Origin of the sequence: Curtobacterium sp. MCSS17_016 (assembly GCF_003234255.2) — a bacterium.
Classification (GTDB): domain Bacteria; phylum Actinomycetota; class Actinomycetes; order Actinomycetales; family Microbacteriaceae; genus Curtobacterium; species Curtobacterium flaccumfaciens.
Map to the genome: position 1 here is coordinate 3075533 of NZ_CP126254.1, position 19324 is coordinate 3094856.

Genomic DNA, 19324 nt, shown 5'->3' on the forward strand with positions numbered 1-19324 from the left:
TCGCGGTCAGCTGCAGCCCGGACGACACACTCGTTGAACTCAGCGCGCCTGGCGAATGCGCGCGATGGGTTCGGCTCTGCAGTCCGGATCGATCGACTCGATCGCGCGCCGTCGGCGCTCGCGGCGTTCTTCGAACGTGCCTTCAGGTCGCGGCGTCCGAGCGAACAGCGCTTGCCGCTCGGCGTCGGTGAAGATCCGCGGCCCCGGCGGCCGACCAGGATCCGCGCTGAGCAGGGCGCGCCGACGTCCGGCTGTGAGCTGTTCCTCGGTCGGGCCGCGGCGGATCGGTCGTCGTGGTTCGGTCGGCTGCATGGTCGCTCCTCGGTCGATGAGATCAACCGTAGGAGCACCGAACGGACATCACGAAACATTCCGTATTTCGCTGACGCCAGGCGTGAGAAGGACTACTCCGCAGCCGCCAAGACCGTCCGCCCGAGCCGCACGAAGTCGTCCACACCGATCGCCTCACCCCGGGCGGTCGGGTCGATGCCCGCCGCCGTCAGGACCTCGGACGCGTGCGCACTGCCGCCGAGCACCCCCGACAGGCTCTGCCGCAGCATCTTGCGTCGCTGCTGGAACGCCGCGTCCACCAGTGTGAACACCCGAGACCGCAGGAGCTCGTCACCCGGGGGCTCGTGCCGGTCGAACGCCACCAGGACACTGTCGACGTTCGGCACCGGCCAGAAGACCTGACGGCTGACCAACCCGGCGGTGCTCCACGACCCGTACCAGGCGGCCTTGACGCTCGGCGAACCGTAGACCTTGCTGCCGGGGCCTGCGGCCAGCCGGTACCCGACCTCGGCCTGCACCATGACGAGCGACCGCTCGATCGACGGGAAGGTCGCGAGCAGGTGCAGCAGCACGGGCACGGAGATGTTGTACGGCAGGTTCGCGACGAGGTGCGTCGGCTCGACGTCGAGGTCCGTGGCGGCGACGGTCATGGCGTCCTGCTGCACGACCGTCAGCCTGGCATCCGGCTGCATCGACGACACCGTCGACGGGAGCTTGGCGGCCAGGCGCTTGTCGATCTCGACCGCGGTGACGGGCGCGCCGGTCTCGGTGAGCCCGAGCGTCAACGACCCGAGCCCCGGGCCGATCTCGAGCACCCGTGCCGACGGGGTCACACCGGCGACGGACACGATGCGCCGCACGGTGTTGGCGTCGTGCACGAAGTTCTGCCCGAGCTTCTTCGTCGGGGTGACGTCGAGTTCGGCCGCGAGCTCCCGGATCTCCGCCGGGCCGAGCAGTGCGCCCACGACTACTCGTCCACCGTCACGGGCTCGGCGTCCCACGCGCCGTAGACGAGCTCGGTGTTCGAGGCGATCTGGGCCGCGAGCATCGAGGCGTCCGTGCCGAGCGTCTCCGCCATCGACCGCAGGGTGAGCGGGATGAGGTACGGCGCGTTCGGGCGGCCACGGAACGGGGTGGGCGTCAGGAACGGTGCGTCGGTCTCGATCATGATCAGGTGCCGCGGGGCGACGACCAGGGCTTCACGCAGCAGTGCGGCGTTCTTGAACGTCACGGTGCCGGCGAACGACATGTACCAGCCGCGCTCGGCGCAGAGCCGGGCGAGGTCCGGGCCGCCGGAGAAGCAGTGGAAGACGGTGCGTTCCGGGGCACCCACGCGGTCGAGGACCTCGACCACGGCGTCGTGCGCGTCGCGGTCGTGGATCGTCAGCGCGAGGTCGTGCTCCTTCGCGATGCGGATGTGCTCCTCGAACGAACGGACCTGGGCGTCGCGGCCGTCCTCGCCGGTGCGGAAGAAGTCGAGGCCGGTCTCACCGATCGCCCGGACCCGCGGCAGCGCGGCGAGCCGTTCGATGCGGGCGAGGTGCTCGTCGAGCAGCCCCTGTTCCTGCAGCACGGGCGCTTCGTTCGGGTGCAGCGCGACGGCCGCCAGGACCCGGGGCTCCCGGGCGGCGATCGACGCGGACCACTCCGAGGTGGCGAGGTCGGTGCCGACCTGCACGACACCGCGCACGCCGACGCTCGAGGCACGGTCGAGGTGCTCGCGGTACTCGAGCGGACCGTCACCCCCGTCGCCGACACCGTCGGCGATCTCCATGTGGGTGTGGTTGTCGTACACCGGCACGACGAGCGCCTGCGGCAGCGGCGGGTACGTCAGGTCGCGCTTCGAGCCCCCGGACGCCCCGTCACCACGGGACCGGACGTGCGACTCGGCGTCGGTCACGCGGAGACCTGCTCGATCCGGGGGAACAGCCCGCTCTCGAGCGGCACCACGTGCGACGCACCCTGCCACTCGTACGCGCGGTCGACCCGCTGCTCGGCGACGGACCCGCCGGCGCCGATCGAGGCCCAGAGCTTCTCGGTCGCCTTCGGCATGACCGGGGACAGCAGGACGGTGACGGTGCCGAGGCCACGGAGCGCGGTGGTCAGGACCGTGCCGAGGCGCTCGCGGTTGGCGTCGTCCTTCGCCAGGGCCCAGGGCGCCTGCTCGGTGATGTACCCGTTCAGGGCGTCGACGAGCTCCCACACGCTCGCGATCGCCTCGTGCGGGGCGAAGGCGGCGATGGCGGCGTCGGCACGCTCGGTGACCGACACGGCCAGGGCGTCGATCGCCTGGTCGGACTCCGTCAGTTCGCCGCGAGCGGGGACCTCGCCGTCGCAGTACTTCTGCAGCATGGCGACCAGGCGGGACGCCAGGTTGCCGTAGCCGTTCGCGAGCTCGGCCTGGTAGCGCGCCGAGATGTCTTCCCAGCTGAAGTTGCCGTCCTGCCCGAAGGTGATGGCGCGCAGGAAGTAGTAGCGGAACGCGTCGGACCCGAACGTGTCGGTGATCTCGGACGGCGCGATGCCGGTCAGCTTCGACTTGGACATCTTCTCGCCGCCGACGAGCAGCCAGCCGTGGCCGAAGACGCGCTCCGGCACCGGCAGCCCGGCGGCCATGAGCATCGCGGGCCAGATGACGGCGTGGAAGCGGGCGATGTCCTTGCCGACGATGTGCACGCTCGGCCAGAGGCGCTTGAAGGCCTCGTCGTCGTCGGTGCCGTAGCCGAGCGCCGTGACGTAGTTGAGCAGGGCGTCGAACCACACGTAGAGCACATGGTCGCTGTCCCAGGGGATCTTGATGCCCCAGTCGAAGCTGGAGCGCGAGATCGACAGGTCGCGGAGCCCCTGCTTGACGAACGAGATGATCTCGTTGCGGACGCTCTCGGGCTGGATGAACAGCGGGTTCGACTCGTACAGGTCGAGCAGGCGCTGCTCGAAGTCGGACATCCGGAAGAAGTAGTTGCGCTCGGCCAGCACCTCGACCGGGATCGAGTGGATCGCGCAGACCTGCTGGCCCTCGTACGCACCGGTCCCGGCGACCAGGTCGCTCGGCTGCTTGTACTCCTCGCAGCCCACGCAGTAGAAGCCCTCGAACTCACCGGCGTAGATGAAACCGTCGTCGTACAGCTTCTGCAGGAACGCCGTCACGCCGCGCTCGTGCCGTTCGTCGGTGGTGCGGATGAAGTCGTCGTTCGCGACGTCGACCGTGTCGAGCAGTGGCTTCCAGGCGTCGTTGACCAGCCGGTCGGCCCATTCCTTGGGCGAGACGTCGTTCGCCGAGGCGGTGCGCAGGATCTTCTGCCCGTGCTCGTCGGTGCCGGTGAGCAGCCAGGTGTCGTCACCGCGCTGCCGGTGCCAGCGCGCGAGGAAGTCCGCGGCGACCTCGGTGTAGGCGTGCCCGATGTGGGGCACGTCGTTCACGTAGAAGATCGGCGTGGTGATGCTGAACGAGGACCCGGCGGACATGCGGACCATCCTACGGGCGCACCGAACCCTGATGACGCGTCCGGCGGTGGACTGTGGAGAACCGGGTCCGGGAGGCCCGTGACGGGCCCGCCCCGCGCCTCCAGACCGGCGGACGCGAACGTGACGAGCCCCGCTCAGCGTGCCGCGAGCGCCCCTTCGTAGAGGTCCCGCTTCGACAGCCCGGTCGCGTCCGCGACCGCCGCGGCGGCCTCCTTCATGCGCATGCCGGCGGCCACCCGCTCGAGCACCAGGCGCACGCCGTCGTCGAGCGTGGCTTCTTCGGTGGCCTCCGCGGCGCCGGCGACGACGATGCAGATCTCACCCCGGACGCCCTCGGACGCCCACTCGACGAGTTCGTCCAGCGGCCCACGGCGGACCTCTTCGTACAGCTTCGTGAGCTCACGGCAGACCGCGGCGCGTCGGTCGCCCCCGAACCCGACGGCCATGTCCGCCAGGGTCTCGGCCAGCCGGTGCGGCGACTCGAAGAACACCATGGTCCGCTGCTCCCCCGCCAGGGACTGGAACGCCCGACGGCGCTCCCCGGCCTTGCGGGTCGGGAACCCCTCGAACGTGAAGCGGTCGGTGGGCAGCCCGGAAACGGCGAGCGCCATGAGCACGGCCGACGGCCCGGGCAGGGCGGTGACGGTGACCCCGGCGGCCGCGGCGGCCTCGACGAGGGGGAAGCCGGGGTCGCTGATCGCGGGCATGCCGGCGTCGGTCAGGACCACGACGTCCTCGTCGCGGGCGAGCTCGACGACCTCGGACGCCTTCGCCCGCTCGTTGTGCTCGTGCAGGGCGATGAGCCGCGGACGGTTCTCGATGCCCAGGGCGCGCATCAGGTGGATGGCGGTCCTGGTGTCCTCCGCCGCGACGACCGTGGCGTTGGAGAGGGTCTCGACGAGACGGCGCGAGGCGTCCCCGAGGTTGCCGATGGGCGTTGCTGCGAGGACGATCACGCACCCATTGTCCCCGCACCGCGACCCCGGCACGGCCCCAGGGCGGCCGCGCCGTCGCGAGCAGCCCCGTCGCAGCGGGGACATGTGGTCGATCCGTAGGATGCTCAGCGATGACCAGCGAGCTGACCGACGACCGCACGGCCGTGCCCGACGGGCCGGTCGGCTCGCGCCTGGACGACTGGTGGGGGCGGGTGCTCTCCACGTCGCAGCGCGTCGCCGTGTGGCGGTGGACGGGTCCGCTCGCGGTGACGCTCCTCGCCGCCGTGCTGCGCCTGGTGAACCTCGGCAACCCGCACTCGCTCGTGTTCGACGAGACGTACTACGTCAAGGACGGCTGGTCGATCGTGCACCTCGGGTACGAGGGCACCTGGCCCGCGAACCCGAGCGGGGACGGCGCCCCGACGACCGACGACCGGTTCGTGCGCGGTGAGACGGACATCTTCACGAGCGCCGCGGAGTTCATCGCGCACCCGCCGCTCGGCAAGTACCTCATCGGCCTCGGGATGCTGCTGTTCGGGGCGGACAACTCGTTCGGCTGGCGCTTCACGGTGGCCGTGCTCGGCATCGCGACGGTGTTCCTCACCGCCGTGATCGCCCGGTCGCTGTTCCGTTCGACGATGATCGGCACGCTCGCCGGCTTCCTGCTCGCGATCGACGGGCAGGCGATCGTGATGTCGCGGGTGACGCTCCTCGACGGCATCCTGACCTTCTTCGTCATCCTCGGGTTCGGGGCGCTGCTGCTCGACCGCCGGCGGAGCCAACGACGGCTCGACGAGTGGGTCGCCGCCCGCGCCGCCGCGGGCCGGACCACCCTGTGGGGGCCGGTGTTCTGGTGGCGCCCGTGGTTGTTCGCGATGGGCCTGGCCCTCGGGTTGGCAGCGGCGACGAAGTGGTCGGGGGTGTACTTCCTGGCGTTCTTCGCCGTGTACTCCGTGCTGAGCGACATGATGATGCGCCGCCGCGCCGGGGTCGAGTTCTGGTCGTCGAGCGCGCTGCTGCAGCAGGCACCGGTGTCGTTCCTGCTGACCGTGCCGATCGCCGCGGTGACCTACGTGGCGTCCTGGACCGGCTGGTTCGTGTCGAAGGACGGCTGGGACCGCAACTGGCTGTCCTCGGGCGGCGACCGCTGGACCGGGCTGCTCGCCTGGGTGCCGGACAGCCTGCAGAACTGGTGGCACTACCAGTCGGAGATCTACGCCTTCAACATCGGGCTGCACACCCCGCACTCGTACCAGGCGAACCCGCTGCTCTGGCTCGTGATGCAGCGCCCCACGTCGATGTTCTACGTCGGCACGGACGCCGGACAGGACGGCTGCTGGGCGAACCGCTGCGGCGAGGCGATCACCGGCATCGCGAACCCGTTCATCTGGTACGCCTCGGTCATCGCCACGGTGGCGCTGCTCGTGCTCTGGATCCTGCGCCGGAAGTGGGAGTACGGCTTCGTCCTGCTCGGCGTCGCGGCGGGGTACCTGCCCTGGCTGATGTACGTCGACCGGACGGTGTTCCAGTTCTACACGATCGCCTTCGAGCCCTACATGGTGATGGCGCTGGCCGCCGCGATCGGGTTGGTGATCGGCAGGCGGAGCGACGAACGGTCACGCCGGTCACGGGCGATCCTGTGGGTCGGCGTGTACCTGGGCGTCGTCGTGCTCGCCTCGGTCTACTGGTACCCGATGTGGACGGCGATGCAGGTGCCGTGGGACTTCGTCCGGTCGCACTACTGGATGCCCAGCTGGTTGTAGCCGGTCTGGCAGGTCCGGGCGCGCCCGTCGCGCTGGGCGCTCTGGTGGCGACCACCGCCGGACTGGAGGCCCGTGGCGGCGCCGCCACGGGCCTCCAGACCGCAGTGGTCAGGACTGCGCGTGCAGCGCGCGCTCGATCGATTCGCGGTCCAGCGGGTCGCCGAGCATCGGCGCGGTGTCGTCCGTGCCCGGCAGGACGCCCTGGATCAGGAGTTCCGCGTAGCGGCGCCAGGCGTCCGGGTCGTGCTCGCGGGTGGCGTCGGCGACCGCACCGACCATCGCGGTGAGCATCGGCAGGTCCCGGTAGTCGAAGCCGGGGCGGACGACGCCGGCGGTCTCGGCACGGCCGATGATCGCGGCGACCTGGCGTTCGAGCCGGTCGCGCTCCTGCACGATGGACGGACGGGCCTTGCCGGCACGGACGATGGCGTCGGCGAGGGCACGGTCGCGTGCACGGAACGCGAAGACGCCCATCAGGTACACCCGGAGCGCCTCGCGCGGGTCGGACACGTCCGCGGCGCGCGCTGCGGCGTCGTTCATGGCCTCGAACTTCGTGGCGAGCAGCGCCTCGATCAGGGAGTCCTTGTCGGCGAACCGTCGGTAGACGGTGCCGACCCCGACGCCGGCCTCGTGCGCGATGTCGTTCAACGTGACGGAGAGCCCGCGCTCCGCGAAGCACTTGCGTGCCGTCTGCAGGATCAGCTCGCGGTTGCGCGCTGCGTCGGCGCGCAGCGGTCGCTCGAGGTCGGACGCGGACTCGGTGGTGCTCACGATCCGACGGTAGTTGCACTTTCTGGGAACAAGTGGATGCCCTCCTTCCGTTTCGGTCTACACTGGCCACAAACGGATGCCTCGCATCCGGTTTCGTCACCACCACATCTCGGGAGTGCCCGACGGCGCGCACCTCCACCCCACCCTCCAACCTTCTCGAAGGAGGCTGCCGTGACGGCAGAACACACCGTGCCGACCCCCACCGGGACAGCACCCATGACTCCGGGCACCACCCCCGCCAAGAGCAACCACCGCTGGATCGCCCTGGCGGTCATCGCCCTCGCACAGCTGATGGTCGTGCTCGACGCGACCATCGTGAACATCGCCCTGCCCTCGGCCCAGGCCGACCTGGACTTCGGCACCGACCAGCGGCAGTGGATCGTCACCGCGTACTCGCTGGCCTTCGGTTCGCTGCTGCTGCTCGGCGGTCGTCTCGGCGACCTGTTCGGGCGCAAGAACACCTTCATCATCGGGCTGGTCGGCTTCGCCGTCGCCTCGGTGCTCGGTGGCCTGGCCGACTCGTTCGGCCTGCTCGTCGCGGCCCGCGCGCTGCAGGGTGTCTTCGGCGCACTGCTCGCCCCGTCCGCACTCGGCATGCTGACCACCACGTTCCGCGACCCCAAGGAACGCGGTCGCGCGTTCGGCATCTTCGGGTCCATCGCCGGCTCGGGTGCGGCCATCGGCCTGCTGCTCGGCGGCGTGCTGACCGAGTACGCCTCGTGGCGCTGGTGCCTCTACGTCAACGTCGTCTTCGCCGTGCTCGGCGTGATCGGCGCACTCGTCTTCATGGAGAAGCCGCCGAAGGTCGAGCGTCCGCGCATCGACGTCCTCGGGGTCATCACCATCACGCTCGGGCTGGTCGGCGTTGTCTACGGCTTCTCGAACGCCGAGACGAACGGCTGGGACTCCCCCGTCACGATCGCCATGCTCGCCGGCGGTGTCGTGCTGATCGCCGCGTTCGTGTTCATCGAGACCCGCGTCGCCCACCCGCTGCTGCCCCTGCGCGTCGTGCTCGACCGTGACCGCGGCGGCTCGTTCATCGCGATCGGCCTCGTCGCGATCGGCATGTTCGGCATCTTCCTGTTCCTCACCTACTACCTGGAGCAGACCCTCGGCTTCAGCTCGCTGCAGACCGGTCTCGCGTTCCTGCCGATGCCGCTGTCGATCATGATCTCGGCGACGCAGATCGGTGGCCGCCTGCTGCCGCGCGTCGGGCCGAAGGTGCTCATCTTCGCCGGTGGCCTGGTCGCCGCGACCGGGCTCCTGCTGCTGCTCCGCACCGACCTGGACAGCTCCTACGCGGGCACCGTCCTGCCGGCGCTGATCGTCATCGGTCTCGGCATGGGCACGATCTTCTCGTCCGCGATGAACACCGCGACGACCGGGGTCGCCCGGGCCGACGCCGGTGTCGCCTCGGCGACGGTCAACACCATGCAGCAGATCGGTGGCTCGATCGGCACGGCGCTGCTGTCGACGATCTTCGCGGACGTCGTGTCGAACAGCCTGTCCGGGCTGACCGCCGCGCCGACCAAGCTGCAGCAGGCCCAGGCCACGCTCGACGGGTACCACGTGGCGTTCGGCATCTCGGCCGGCGTGCTCGTGCTCGTCGCCCTGGCCGGCGGACTGCTCATCAACCGGCAGTCGGTGCGGGTCGAGCGGCTCGCACGAGCCGGGTCCGCCACGACCGGGAGCATCCCCGCCGCAGCGCACTGACGCTGGCGGTTCGCTCCGCGTCTTCGGCCCGTTCCGGTTCTGCCGGGGCGGGCCGTCGTGCGTGGGGGGGGGGGGGGGGGGGGGGCGTGGCCGCGGCGGCGTGGGGGGGCGACACCCGTTCCACGACGATCCACCTGTCGAACGACGCGTGCATCGTCGATGGATGCGCACGCACTCGGTGCGCGCGCATGTTCCGACAGACCACTCGTCGAACGACTGGTGCATCGTCGATCACTGCCGACGCATGCACCTACCCCCACCGCCGGTTGCGCCGTGTGTCCACGTCCCTGGCCCACGTCAGGGGTGCGGATTATGGTGTGCGACATGGCCCCCGTCCTGACCTCACCACTCGTGTCGACGCAGTGGCTCGCAGACCACCTCGGTGCTGACGAGCTCGTCGTGCTCGACGCCTCGGTGCACACGGTCGGCGCCGGGTTCGACACCACCTGGCTCCCCGGGCGGGACGCCCACGAGCAGCGCGGCCACGTGCCCGGCGCCCGCTTCGCCGACCTGATCGACGACTTCTCCGCCGCCGACGCCGACGTCCCGTTCACCCGCCCCGGCGCCGAGCGCTTCGAGGTCGCCGCGGCACAGCTCGGCGTGACGAACACCTCGACCGTGGTGGTCTACGACGACAGCGTCGGCGAGTGGTCGGCACGCCTGTGGTGGATCTTCCGTTCGTTCGGCTTCGACTCGGTCGCGGTGCTCGACGGCGGCTTCACGAAGTGGCGCGACGAGGGCCGCCCGGTCCGCGTGGGCGCACTCCGCACGCCCGCGACGCCGTCCGACCCCGATGCCGGTGCGTTCCTGGCCGGGGAAGAACGTGCGCTCTGGGCCGACCACGATCGGGTCACCCGTGCGGTCTCCGGCGAAGAGCCGGCATCCCTGGTGTTCGCCGCGCCCTGGGCGGCCCTCGGTGACGACCACCCGCCGATCGTGGCGGGCAGCACCCCGATCACGGCGGACACCCTGGTGGACCCCGAGACGAACGCGTACCTGCGCGGCGCCGAGCTCGAGCGGGCCTTCGCCGCGGTGATCGGTGCCGACGAGATCGTCACGTACTGCGGGGTGGGCAGCGCCGCGTGCGTCGACGCCCTCGCCCTGACGGTGCTCGGACACGACCGGGTGAAGGTCTACGACGGTTCGCTGGCCGACTGGTGGCGGCACGAGCAGCTCGCCTCCTGACGGAACCGATCGCGGAGCGACGGCCGCGCCCGGCCGACGGCCGAGGACTGACGGCCGCGAGCCGACGGCCACACCGCACTACCGTTGCACCATGAGCACCAGACGCGCGGTCATCCTCGGCGGCACCGGCGGCATCGGCTCGGCCGTCGCACGGGAGCTCCTCGACGCCTCGGGCCGCGGCGGCGACGACTGGCAGGTGGACGTCCTCGCACGCCGAGGCGGCCCCGCAGCGGATGCCCTGACCGCAGCCGGCGCCGCGTTCACGCCCGGTGACCGCCGCGACCGGTCCGTCCTGCGCGAACTCCTGCGCCCCGGAGCCGACCTGCTCGTCGACACCGTCGGCCTGACCCGCGACGACGCTCAGCAGCTCCTGCCGTTCCTCGACGACGTCGGCTCGACCGTCTTCGTGTCGTCCAGGTCGGTGTACGCCGACGAGCAGGGACGGCACGCGAACTCGCTCGACAAGCCGGTGTTCGGCGGCGCGGTCACCGAGATCCAGCCGACCGTCACCGCCGGCGACGGGGACCCGACGAGTCGTGACGGCTACGGCGCCGCGAAGGTGGCCGCCGAGCAGGTTCTGCTCGACCACGGTGCTCCGGTCACGGTGCTCCGCCCGTCCAAGGTGTACGGCGTCGGCATCGGCCGCCCGCGGGAGTGGTTCGTCGTCCGCCGTGTGCTCGACGGCCGGGAGCGCATCCTGCTCGCCGACCACGGCCGCGGCGTCGACCACACGACGGCGGCGAGCGGCATCGGTTCGCTCGTCCGACTCGTCGCGGACGCGCCGGACCGCCGGATCCTCAACGTCGCGGATGCCTCGGCCCCGACCGCGCTCGAGATCGTGCGGACGATCGGCGGACACCTCGACCACCGGTTCGACGAGGTCCTGCTCGACGAGGACGTGCCCGCGTTCGTGGGTGGCACGCCGTGGTCGTCACGACCGCCGTTCGTCCTCGACACCACTGCGGCACGCGCCCTCGGGTGGGAACCGCCGCAGTTCGCGACCGCCGTCGCCCCGGAACTGGCATGGCTGGTCGAGACCGCCCACGCGACGCCCGCCGACGGCGACGTCCCGTGGGCCGACGACCCGTTCTGGGAGCACATGTTCGACTACGGCCCCGAGGACGCCGCACTCGCGCTCCTCTCCCTCAACCTGGGCTGACACGGTGCTCCGGTGTGAGGTCCTGTTCATCGGCGGACGTTCCGGCGTGGGCAAGTCCACGGCAGCCGAGGCACTGCACGACATGCTCGTCGCGGCGGACGTCCGGCACGCGGTGATCGAGGGCGACCTGCTCGACCTCGCGCACCCGGCACCGCACGTCGAACACCCCGAGGCGCGCCTGGCCGAGCGGAACCTGGCCACGATCTGGGCCGGCTACCGGGCGATCGGGCACCACCGGCTCGTCTACACCAACACCGTGTCCGTGCTCGAGCACGAGCGCCTCGCAGCGGCGATGGGCGACGATCCGCTGGTGCACGTCGTCCTGCTCCGCGCATCCGACGACACGACCGCCGACCGGCTCGCACGACGCGCGGGTGGTGCGGTCCCGCAGGCGCAGCTCGCGCACAGCACGCGGACGGCCGGGAGGCTCGACTCGGCCACCGCGGACACGGTCACCCGGGTGGACACGGACGGCCAGAGCCCCGCCCAGGTGGCCGCACGGCTCGCGTCGATCACGGGGTGGCTCGAGCGCTGATCTCCCTGCACGGCCTGTGCAGAGTGGGCGTTCCGTCCACAGTTGTCCCCGGGCGGTGGTCCGCCCAGTCGGGGGCGGGCACGCTGGAGCCATGAACGACAACCGCCTCGGCACCTCGGTCAGCCCGTACCTGCGTCTGCACGCCGACAACCCGGTGGACTGGCGCGAGTGGGGTCCCGAGGCGTTCGCCGAAGCGCGCGAGCGCGGGGTCCCGGTGTTGGTGTCCGTCGGGTACGCCACGTGCCACTGGTGCCACGTCATGGCGCGTGAGAGCTTCGCCGACCCGGAGATCGGCGAGCTGCTCCGGCGGGACTTCGTGTCGGTGAAGGTCGACCGCGAAGAACGGCCGGACGTCGACGCGAGCCTGATGGCCTCGGCGAGTGCGTTCACGCAGCAGCTCGGCTGGCCGCTGACGACGTTCCTGACGCCCGACGGCCACGTCTTCTTCGCGGGGACGTACTTCCCGCCCACTCCCGTCGGGCAGGTCCCGGCGTTCCGGCAGATCCTGGCCGCGGTGCTCGACGCCTGGACCGAGCGTCGGCACGAGGTCGACGCGAACGCGTCGGCCATCGCGACGGCGATCCGGCAGGGTGCCATGGCGGACGCGACCGCTCGCTCGGGCGAGGGCGGTGCCGGAGCCGACCCGGGCCTCCCGTCCGTCGATGCCATCCGGGCCGTCACGGACCAGCTGTCCCAGGCAGAGGACACCACCTACGGCGGTTTCGGCGGCGCGCCGAAGTTCCCGAGCACACCGTTGCTCGAGTTCCTCGCCGGCGCGGCGGCCGACGGCGACGCCGAGGCCGACGGGCTGCTCGACCGGTCGTTGCACGCGATCCGCGCGTCCGAGCTGACCGATGCCGACGGGGGCGTCTTCCGGTACGCAACCAAGCGCGACTGGAGCGTGCCGCACTACGAACGGATGCTCTACGACAACGCGGGGCTGCTCGCGGTCGCGGGTGCCGAGCAGGCCCGCGGCATCGCCGACTTCCTCCGGGACACCCTGCGCCGTGCCGACGGGGCGTTCGTCGCCGCGCAGGACAGCGAGTCGACCATCGACGGCCGTCGGGTCGAGGGCGAGTGGTACCGCCGGCCGGTCGCCGAGCGCGCCCAGCTCGACCCGCCACCGCTGGACGACCAGGTGCTCACGGGCTGGAACGGCCTGGCGATCCGGGGGCTCGCGATCGCCGGCGCACGGCACGGCGACCCGGAACTCGTCGCGCTATCGCGGGGCGCGGCCGACGCGGTCCTCGCCGCCCACGTGCGGGACGGCCACGTGACGGTGCGGTCCAGCACACCGCGCGGGGCGTCCTCTGCTCCGGCCACCGTGGAGGACGTCGGACTGCTCGCCGAAGGGCTGCTCGAACTGGCCCTGGTGACGGGCGAGGTCTCCTACGCGACCGTCGCACGTTCGCTCGTCGACGACGGCCTGGCCGAGCGCTTCGACGTCGACCCGGTGCTGGCCGCGGCGGGGACGGCCACGGGCGAACAGCCGCAGACGGCGATGCGGTCCGGCACCGTGGCGCTGGCGTCGGCTGCCGCGACGCTCGGGGCGCTGACGGGCGACGAGGCACTGCGGGTCGCCGCGGCACGACTCATCGCCGACCGCGCCCGCACCGGGACCGAGCGACCCCTCGGTCACGCGGATGCCCTCGGTGTCGCCCTCGCCCTGCAACGGCCGTCGCGCGAGATCGTCGTCGTCACGAGCGGCACCGACGACCCGATGCGTGCCGTGGCACACCGCGGACGGCGCCCCGGTACGGTCGTCGCCACCACCACGCCTGAGCAGGCACGCGACTGGGCCGAGGCGGGGTTCTCGTTGTTCGAGGGACGCGACGTGCTCGACCCTGCCGCCTACGTCTGCCACGACCGGGTGTGCGAACTGCCGTCCCGGTCGGCGGACGCCCTGGCCCAGCAGATCGCCTGACGCGCCTCCCGCCCGTCGCGCCTGTATCCTGGAATGCTCATGTCTTCTCCGCTGCCCGTCATCACGTACCCGCCCGAACTGCCGGTCTCGCAGCGGCGGGACGACATCGCGGCTGCCATCCGTGACAACCAGGTGGTCATCGTCGCCGGGGCCACCGGCTCGGGCAAGACGACGCAGCTGCCGAAGATCTGCCTCGAGCTCGGTCGTGAGCACATCGGGCACACCCAGCCCCGCCGGATCGCGGCGCGGACCATCGCCGAGCGTGTGGCGGAAGAACTGGGCGGCGGGGAGCTCGGCGGGCTCGTCGGCTACCAGGTCCGGTTCACCGACAAGGTGAGCTCCGAGACCCGCGTGAAGCTGATGACCGACGGCATCCTGCTGAACGAGATCCACTTCGACCGCGACCTGAAGCGGTACGACACGATCATCATCGACGAGGCGCACGAGCGGTCCCTGACGATCGACTTCCTGCTGGGCTACCTGAAGCGGCTGCTCCCCCGTCGCCCCGACCTGAAGCTCATCATCACGAGTGCGACGATCGACCCGGAGTCGTTCTCGAAGCACTTCGACGACGCCCCCATCATCGAGGTGTCCGGCCGCACCTACCCGGTCGAGATCCGGTACCGCCCCCTCGTCGCCGAAGACCAGGACGACGACGCCGACGACGAGTCGGACTCCCGCACCGGTGACAGCGGCAACGCAGCCGACGACCGCGACACCCTGCAGGGCATCACCGACGCCCTCGACGAGCTGGCACAGGAGGACCCGGGCGACGTGCTCGTGTTCCTGTCCGGCGAGAACGAGATCCGCGACGCGCAGGACGCGATCGAGGGCAAGCGCTACCCGGGCACCGAGGTCCTGCCGTTGTACGGCCGCCTGTCCGCCGCCGACCAGCACCGGGTCTTCGAGCGCCGGCACACCCCGGGCATCCGCCGTCGTGTCGTCCTCGCCACGAACGTCGCCGAGACCTCACTGACCGTGCCCGGCATCAAGTACGTGATCGACACGGGGACGGCACGCATCTCGCGGTACTCGCCGCGGGCCAAGGTGCAGCGCCTGCCGATCGAGGCGATCTCCCAGGCCAGCGCCAGTCAGCGCTCCGGTCGAGCGGGCCGCACGAGTGCCGGCATCGCGATCCGGCTCTACTCCGAAGACGACTTCGGCCGGCGCCCCGAGTACACCGACCCCGAGATCCTCCGCACGAACCTCGCCGCGGTGATCCTGCAGATGATCTCGCTCGGCTTCGGGGACATCGAGTCGTTCCCGTTCCTGCAACCGCCGGACAGCCGGGGCGTGAAGGACGGCCTCGACCTGCTCCGCGAGCTCCGCGCCGTCGACAAGGACGGCCGCATCACCAAGTCCGGGCGACAGCTGACCCGGCTGCCGATCGACCCCCGGCTCGGTCGGATGGTGCTCGAGGCCGGGCGGCAGGGCGTCGGGCGCGAGGTCATCGCCATCGTCAGCGCCCTGAGCATCCAGGACCCCCGCGAGCGCCCGCTCGAGAAGCGCGCGCACGCCGACCAGCTGCACGCCCGCTTCGCCGACCCGACGAGCGACTTCCTGACCCTGCTGAACCTCTGGAACCACATCGAGGAGCAGCAGGAGGAACTCTCGTCGAGCGCGTTCCGCCGGCTGTGCAAGGCCGAGTTCCTGAACTACCTGCGCATCCGCGAGTGGCAGGACCTGTACCGGCAGCTCTCCCGTGCCGCGAAGCAGGTCGACGTCCGAGTCGGGCAGGCCCGCTCCGACGACGGCGACGCCGTGCACCGCGCGCTGCTCTCCGGACTCCTCAGCCAGATCGGGCTGCGCGACCGCGAGAAGCGCGACTACCTGGGCTCGCGGAACACCCGGTTCGTGGTGTTCCCGGGCAGCGTGCTCGCGAAGAAGCAACCGGACGCCGTGATGGCCGCCGAGCTCGTCGAGACGAGCCGGTTGTTCGCCCGGACCGTCGGCCGGATCGACCCCGCCTGGGTGGAGCCGCTCGCCGGTGACCTGCTCAAGCGCACCTACGGCGAACCGCACTGGGAGAAGAAGCAGGGGGCGGTCGTCGCCTACGAGCGCGTGACCCTGTTCGGCGTCCCGATCGTGCAGCGCCGCCGCGTGCAGTACTCGCGGATCGACCCGGAACACTCCCGCGAGCTCTTCATCCGGCACGCCCTGGTCGAGGGTGAGTGGGAATCGCAGCAGGCCTTCGACCGCGCCAACCGGAAGCTCCGCAAGGAACTCGAGCAGCTCGAGGAACGCACCCGCCGCCGGGACATCCTGCTCGACGACGAGAACGTCTACGAGTTCTACGACGCCCGCATCCCGGCCGACGTCGCCACGACCCGCGACTTCGAGGGGTGGTGGCGGAACACCCGCCGTGAGCAGCCGGACCTGCTCACGATGCGCCGGTCGGACCTGCTGGACGAATCAGCGGCCGAGGCCGCCGAAGACGACGTCGAGTACCCGACCCAGTGGCGGAGCGGCGACCAGCGGCTCGCCATCCAGTATCGCTTCGAGCCAGGTGCACAGGACGACGGCGTCAGCGTGCAGGTCCCCCTCGCGCTCCTACCCCGGATGCGTGAAGAGGGCTTCGACTGGCAGGTGCGCGGCCTCCGCAAGGAACTCGTCACCGCGCTCATCAAGTCGCTGCCGAAGCAGATCCGCAAGAACGTCGTGCCCGCTGCCGACTGGGCCGAGAAGATCGTCGCCGAGCTGCCCGACGACGCCCCGACCGAGCCGACCGAGTCGTTCCGCGCCACCCTCGCCAAGGCGATCCAGCGCATGACCTACGTCCCGGTCTCCGAGTCCGACTTCGACCTGTCCCGCGTCCCCGCGCACCTGCTGCCGACGTGGGCCGTGGTCGACGAACGTGGTCGCCGGGTCGAGACCGGCAAGGACCTGTCGGCCCTGCAGACCAAACTGAAGGACCGGACCCAGCAGAGCGTCGCCTCCGCCACGGCGAAGGGCGCGGGACGGACAGGAGGCGCGGTTCGCGTCGCGTCCGCCGGTGCCGGTCGTCCGCTGGAACAGTCCGGACTCACCGCCTGGCCCGACCAGGACCTCCCGCAGACCCTCGACACCAAGCAGGCCGGCGGCGTCATCCGCGCGTACCCGTCCCTGGTCGAGGAAGGCACGGGTCCGAAGGCGACCGTCGGCGTGCAGTTGCTCGCCACTCCGTCGGACCGCGTCGTCCGGATGCCTGCCGGGGTCCGCCGTCTGGTGATGCACGCGGTGCCGTCGCCCGTGTCGTACATCCAGTCGCACCTGACCGCGCAGGAGAAGCTCGCGCTCGCCGCCAGCCCCTACCCGTCGACCGCCGCGCTGTTCGACGACGTCCTGGCCGCCGTGGTCGACGCCGGCATCCGTCGGGCCCACCCGGACGGCCTCGTCTTCACGAAGGCCGAGTTCGAGTCGGTCCGCGATGCGGTGTCGGCCACCGTCGTCGACACGATGTTCACCGCCGTGTCCGAGGTCGCGGCGGTCCTGGCAGCGCAGCGCTCCGCCGAACGGGCACTCAAGCAGGCGAACTCGATGTCGCTGCTCGCCGCCCTCAGCGACATGCGGCAGCAGATGGAGCGCCTGGTGTTCCCCGGGTTCGTCGCCGTCGCGGGGCTCGACCGGCTGCGCCGCATCCGTGTCTACCTGCAGGGGATCGAGGCGCGCGTGCAGAAGCTGCTGCAGAACCCCGGACGCGACGCGACCTGGATGCGCGAGGTCACCGTGGCGACCGACCGCTACACCGATGCCGGCGGTGTCTTCCCGCCCGCGGTCGGCGCGCACCCGGAGCTCGTGCACGCTCGGTGGATGCTCGAGGAGTTCCGGCTCAGCCTGTTCGCGCAGGAACTCGGGACCGCCGAGACCGTCTCGTTGCAGCGGATCACGAAGGCCCTGACCGCCGCACGCTGATGGGTCTACCGTGTCGGCCATGATCGGCACGCTCGTCGTCGTCGTCCTGGACTGCCCGGACACCCGCGCCCTCGCTCGCTTCTACGCCGAGCTGCTCGGCGGGGAGATCGTCGGCTTCGACGAGGACTGGGCGGAGCTCGCCCTCCCGTTCACCGACCACCGTCCGATCCTGGCGTTCCAGCAGGTCGACGACTACCGGGCGCCGGACTGGCCGGGGCAGACGGTCCCGCAGCAGAGCCACCTCGACGTGAAGGTCGACGACCTGGACGACGGCGAGGCCGCGGTGCTCGCGATCGGTGCGACGGCCACGGGGTCGGGCACGGAGACGTTCCGCGTCTACCTCGACCCCGCGGGGCACCCGTTCTGCCTCATCCGGCCGTCGGACTGACCGGTTCGGTCGCCAGGCCCTCGACCACGGTGACGTTCGGCAGTGCGGTGAGTGCTGCGCCGGGCAGGAACAGCTTCGCGGCGCGGCGCCCGGCGCCGATGACGACCTCGGGGGCGTCGAGGACGCGCGCGTCGATGTAGAGCGGCCACGACGACGGCAGCCCGATCGGGGTGATGCCGCCGTACTCCATGCCGGTCAGCTCGACCGCTTCGTCCATCGGGGCGAAGCTCGCCTTGCGGACGTCGAGCAGCTGCTTCACGACCCGGTTGACGTCGAGCTTGGTCGATGCCAGGACGACGCAGGCGGCGTAGCGGACCTCGTCGCCGCGCTTCCCCGCGACGACGATGCAGTTGGCGCCGCCGGCCAGCGGGTAGCCGTACGCCTCCGAGAACGCGGCGGTGTCAGCGAGGTCGGCGTCGATCGGGGCCCCCTCGATCTTCATGACGACCTCGGTCGGCAACGCGACGAGGGCTTCGGCGACGGGGATCGCGAGGAATCCGGTGGCGACCAGGGCGGGAACACGTTCGAGCGTCGGCATGGCTCCACCGTAGGGAAGCGATCCCGCACGAGGGTGGAGCCATGACCGAACTCCGGGCGATCGACGTCGACCAGTGGCCCCGCCGGGAGCACTTCGAGCACTACCGGCACCGGGTGCCGTGCGCGTACGAGGTGACCGTCGAGCTCGACGTCACCGCCTTCGTCGAGCGTGTCCGAGCGACCGGCCGTCGGACCTACGCGTCGCAGCTCTGGGCCATCGCGACCGTGGTGAACCGGCACGACGAGTTCCGGATGCAGCTGCTGGACGACGGCTCCCTCGCCGTGTGGGACCGTGTCCACCCGATGTTCACCGTGTTCCACCGGGACACCGAGACGTTCTCCGCCCTCGTCGTGCCGTACGACGACGACTTCGGCACCTTCCACGACGCTGCGCTGTCGACGATGACGGAGTACCGCGACGACACACGGATGTTCCCGCAGGACGACCGGCCCAGCAACGTGTTCGACGTCTCGACCCTGCCGGGAGCATCGTTCACCGGCTTCTCGTTGCAGGTGCGCGACGGCTGGGACCACCTGCTGCCGATCATCACGCTCGGCGGGTACCGGACCGCTGGTGACCGGACGCGGCTACCGCTGGCGCTGCAGGTCAACCACGCGGCTGCCGACGGCTTCCACACGACCCGGCTGCTGCGCGAGCTCGAGGAGCTCTTCGCCGACCCTGGCTGGCTCGGCTGACCTCAGGGCATTGGCCGGAGTAGGACGGCGCGCATGACGAACGCAGTGGTGCACGTCGAACTCATCGGCCC

Annotated in this window: 16 protein-coding genes; 9 read left to right on the forward strand and 7 right to left on the reverse strand. The window is 71.1% G+C overall.

All coding sequences use genetic code 11. From position 1 onward, the window contains the following. Nucleotides 1–39: 39 nt before the first annotated feature. The 5 genes from DEJ19_RS14480 to rsmI form a co-directional block, all read right to left on the reverse strand. A complete protein-coding gene (locus tag DEJ19_RS14480) occupies nt 40–312 on the reverse strand; it encodes a hypothetical protein (RefSeq protein WP_027466058.1) in 273 nt (90 codons plus the stop codon). A gap of 92 nt (nt 313–404) precedes the next feature. After that, on the reverse strand, nt 405–1256 hold the full coding sequence (gene rsmA, locus DEJ19_RS14485) for a 16S rRNA (adenine(1518)-N(6)/adenine(1519)-N(6))-dimethyltransferase RsmA (RefSeq protein WP_111087865.1): 852 nt from the start codon (nt 1254–1256) through the stop codon (nt 405–407). A 2-nt stretch (nt 1257–1258) separates the two neighbouring features. Continuing rightward, nucleotides 1259–2191: a TatD family hydrolase gene (locus DEJ19_RS14490; protein WP_111234343.1), complete on the reverse strand. Its 933-nt coding sequence runs from the start codon at nt 2189–2191 to the stop codon at nt 1259–1261. Then, nucleotides 2188–3756, reverse strand: a complete 1569-nt coding sequence (gene metG, locus DEJ19_RS14495; protein ID WP_111234346.1) for a methionine--tRNA ligase — start codon at nt 3754–3756, stop codon at nt 2188–2190. The genes DEJ19_RS14490 and metG overlap by 4 nt, the downstream gene beginning before the upstream one ends. Nucleotides 3757–3890: 134 nt before the next feature. Continuing rightward, nucleotides 3891–4712 (reverse strand): 16S rRNA (cytidine(1402)-2'-O)-methyltransferase, encoded by an 822-nt coding sequence (rsmI, locus tag DEJ19_RS14500; protein ID WP_111094536.1) that lies wholly within the window; start codon nt 4710–4712, stop codon nt 3891–3893. A gap of 110 nt (nt 4713–4822) precedes the next feature. On the opposite strand from rsmI, the gene DEJ19_RS14505 reads away from it, so the two are divergent. Continuing rightward, nucleotides 4823–6454: a dolichyl-phosphate-mannose--protein mannosyltransferase gene (locus DEJ19_RS14505; RefSeq protein ID WP_111234344.1), complete on the forward strand. Its 1632-nt coding sequence runs from the start codon at nt 4823–4825 to the stop codon at nt 6452–6454. Between the two features lie 108 nt (nt 6455–6562). Here DEJ19_RS14505 and DEJ19_RS14510 read toward each other — a convergent pair whose 3' ends face one another. After that, nucleotides 6563–7225: a TetR/AcrR family transcriptional regulator gene (locus DEJ19_RS14510; protein ID WP_111024668.1), complete on the reverse strand. Its 663-nt coding sequence runs from the start codon at nt 7223–7225 to the stop codon at nt 6563–6565. A 171-nt stretch (nt 7226–7396) separates the two neighbouring features. Between DEJ19_RS14510 and DEJ19_RS14515 the strand changes: the two genes are divergently transcribed. The 7 genes from DEJ19_RS14515 (at nt 7397) to DEJ19_RS14545 (ending at nt 18020) form a co-directional block, all read left to right on the forward strand. Further along, nucleotides 7397–8938, forward strand: a complete 1542-nt coding sequence (locus DEJ19_RS14515) for an MFS transporter (protein ID WP_111234345.1) — start codon at nt 7397–7399, stop codon at nt 8936–8938. 324 nt (nt 8939–9262) lie between these two features. Beyond that, nucleotides 9263–10123: a sulfurtransferase gene (locus DEJ19_RS14520; RefSeq protein WP_181441500.1), complete on the forward strand. Its 861-nt coding sequence runs from the start codon at nt 9263–9265 to the stop codon at nt 10121–10123. Between the two features lie 91 nt (nt 10124–10214). Then, nucleotides 10215–11282 (forward strand): NAD-dependent epimerase/dehydratase family protein, encoded by a 1068-nt coding sequence (locus tag DEJ19_RS14525; RefSeq protein ID WP_111232924.1) that lies wholly within the window; start codon nt 10215–10217, stop codon nt 11280–11282. Nucleotides 11283–11286: 4 nt separating this feature from the next. Next, a complete protein-coding gene (locus tag DEJ19_RS14530; RefSeq protein ID WP_111232923.1) occupies nt 11287–11817 on the forward strand; it encodes an AAA family ATPase in 531 nt (176 codons plus the stop codon). Between the two features lie 91 nt (nt 11818–11908). Continuing rightward, nucleotides 11909–13741, forward strand: a complete 1833-nt coding sequence (locus tag DEJ19_RS14535) for a thioredoxin domain-containing protein (RefSeq protein WP_111232922.1) — start codon at nt 11909–11911, stop codon at nt 13739–13741. 39 nt (nt 13742–13780) lie between these two features. Continuing rightward, nucleotides 13781–17632: an ATP-dependent RNA helicase HrpA gene (gene hrpA / locus DEJ19_RS14540; protein WP_111232945.1), complete on the forward strand. Its 3852-nt coding sequence runs from the start codon at nt 13781–13783 to the stop codon at nt 17630–17632. A gap of 19 nt (nt 17633–17651) precedes the next feature. Further along, nucleotides 17652–18020 (forward strand): VOC family protein, encoded by a 369-nt coding sequence (locus DEJ19_RS14545; RefSeq protein WP_181441499.1) that lies wholly within the window; start codon nt 17652–17654, stop codon nt 18018–18020. On the opposite strand, the gene DEJ19_RS14550 is transcribed toward DEJ19_RS14545, so the two are convergent. Beyond that, nucleotides 18001–18558, reverse strand: a complete 558-nt coding sequence (locus DEJ19_RS14550; RefSeq protein ID WP_071246993.1) for a YbaK/EbsC family protein — start codon at nt 18556–18558, stop codon at nt 18001–18003. The genes DEJ19_RS14545 and DEJ19_RS14550 overlap by 20 nt on opposite strands. A 41-nt stretch (nt 18559–18599) precedes the next feature. Between DEJ19_RS14550 and DEJ19_RS14555 the strand changes: the two genes are divergently transcribed. Beyond that, the gene (locus DEJ19_RS14555) at nt 18600–19253 is read left to right on the forward strand and encodes a CatA-like O-acetyltransferase (protein WP_111232920.1); all 654 of its coding nucleotides are present in this window, start codon (nt 18600–18602) and stop codon (nt 19251–19253) included. Nucleotides 19254–19324 lie beyond the last annotated feature (71 nt).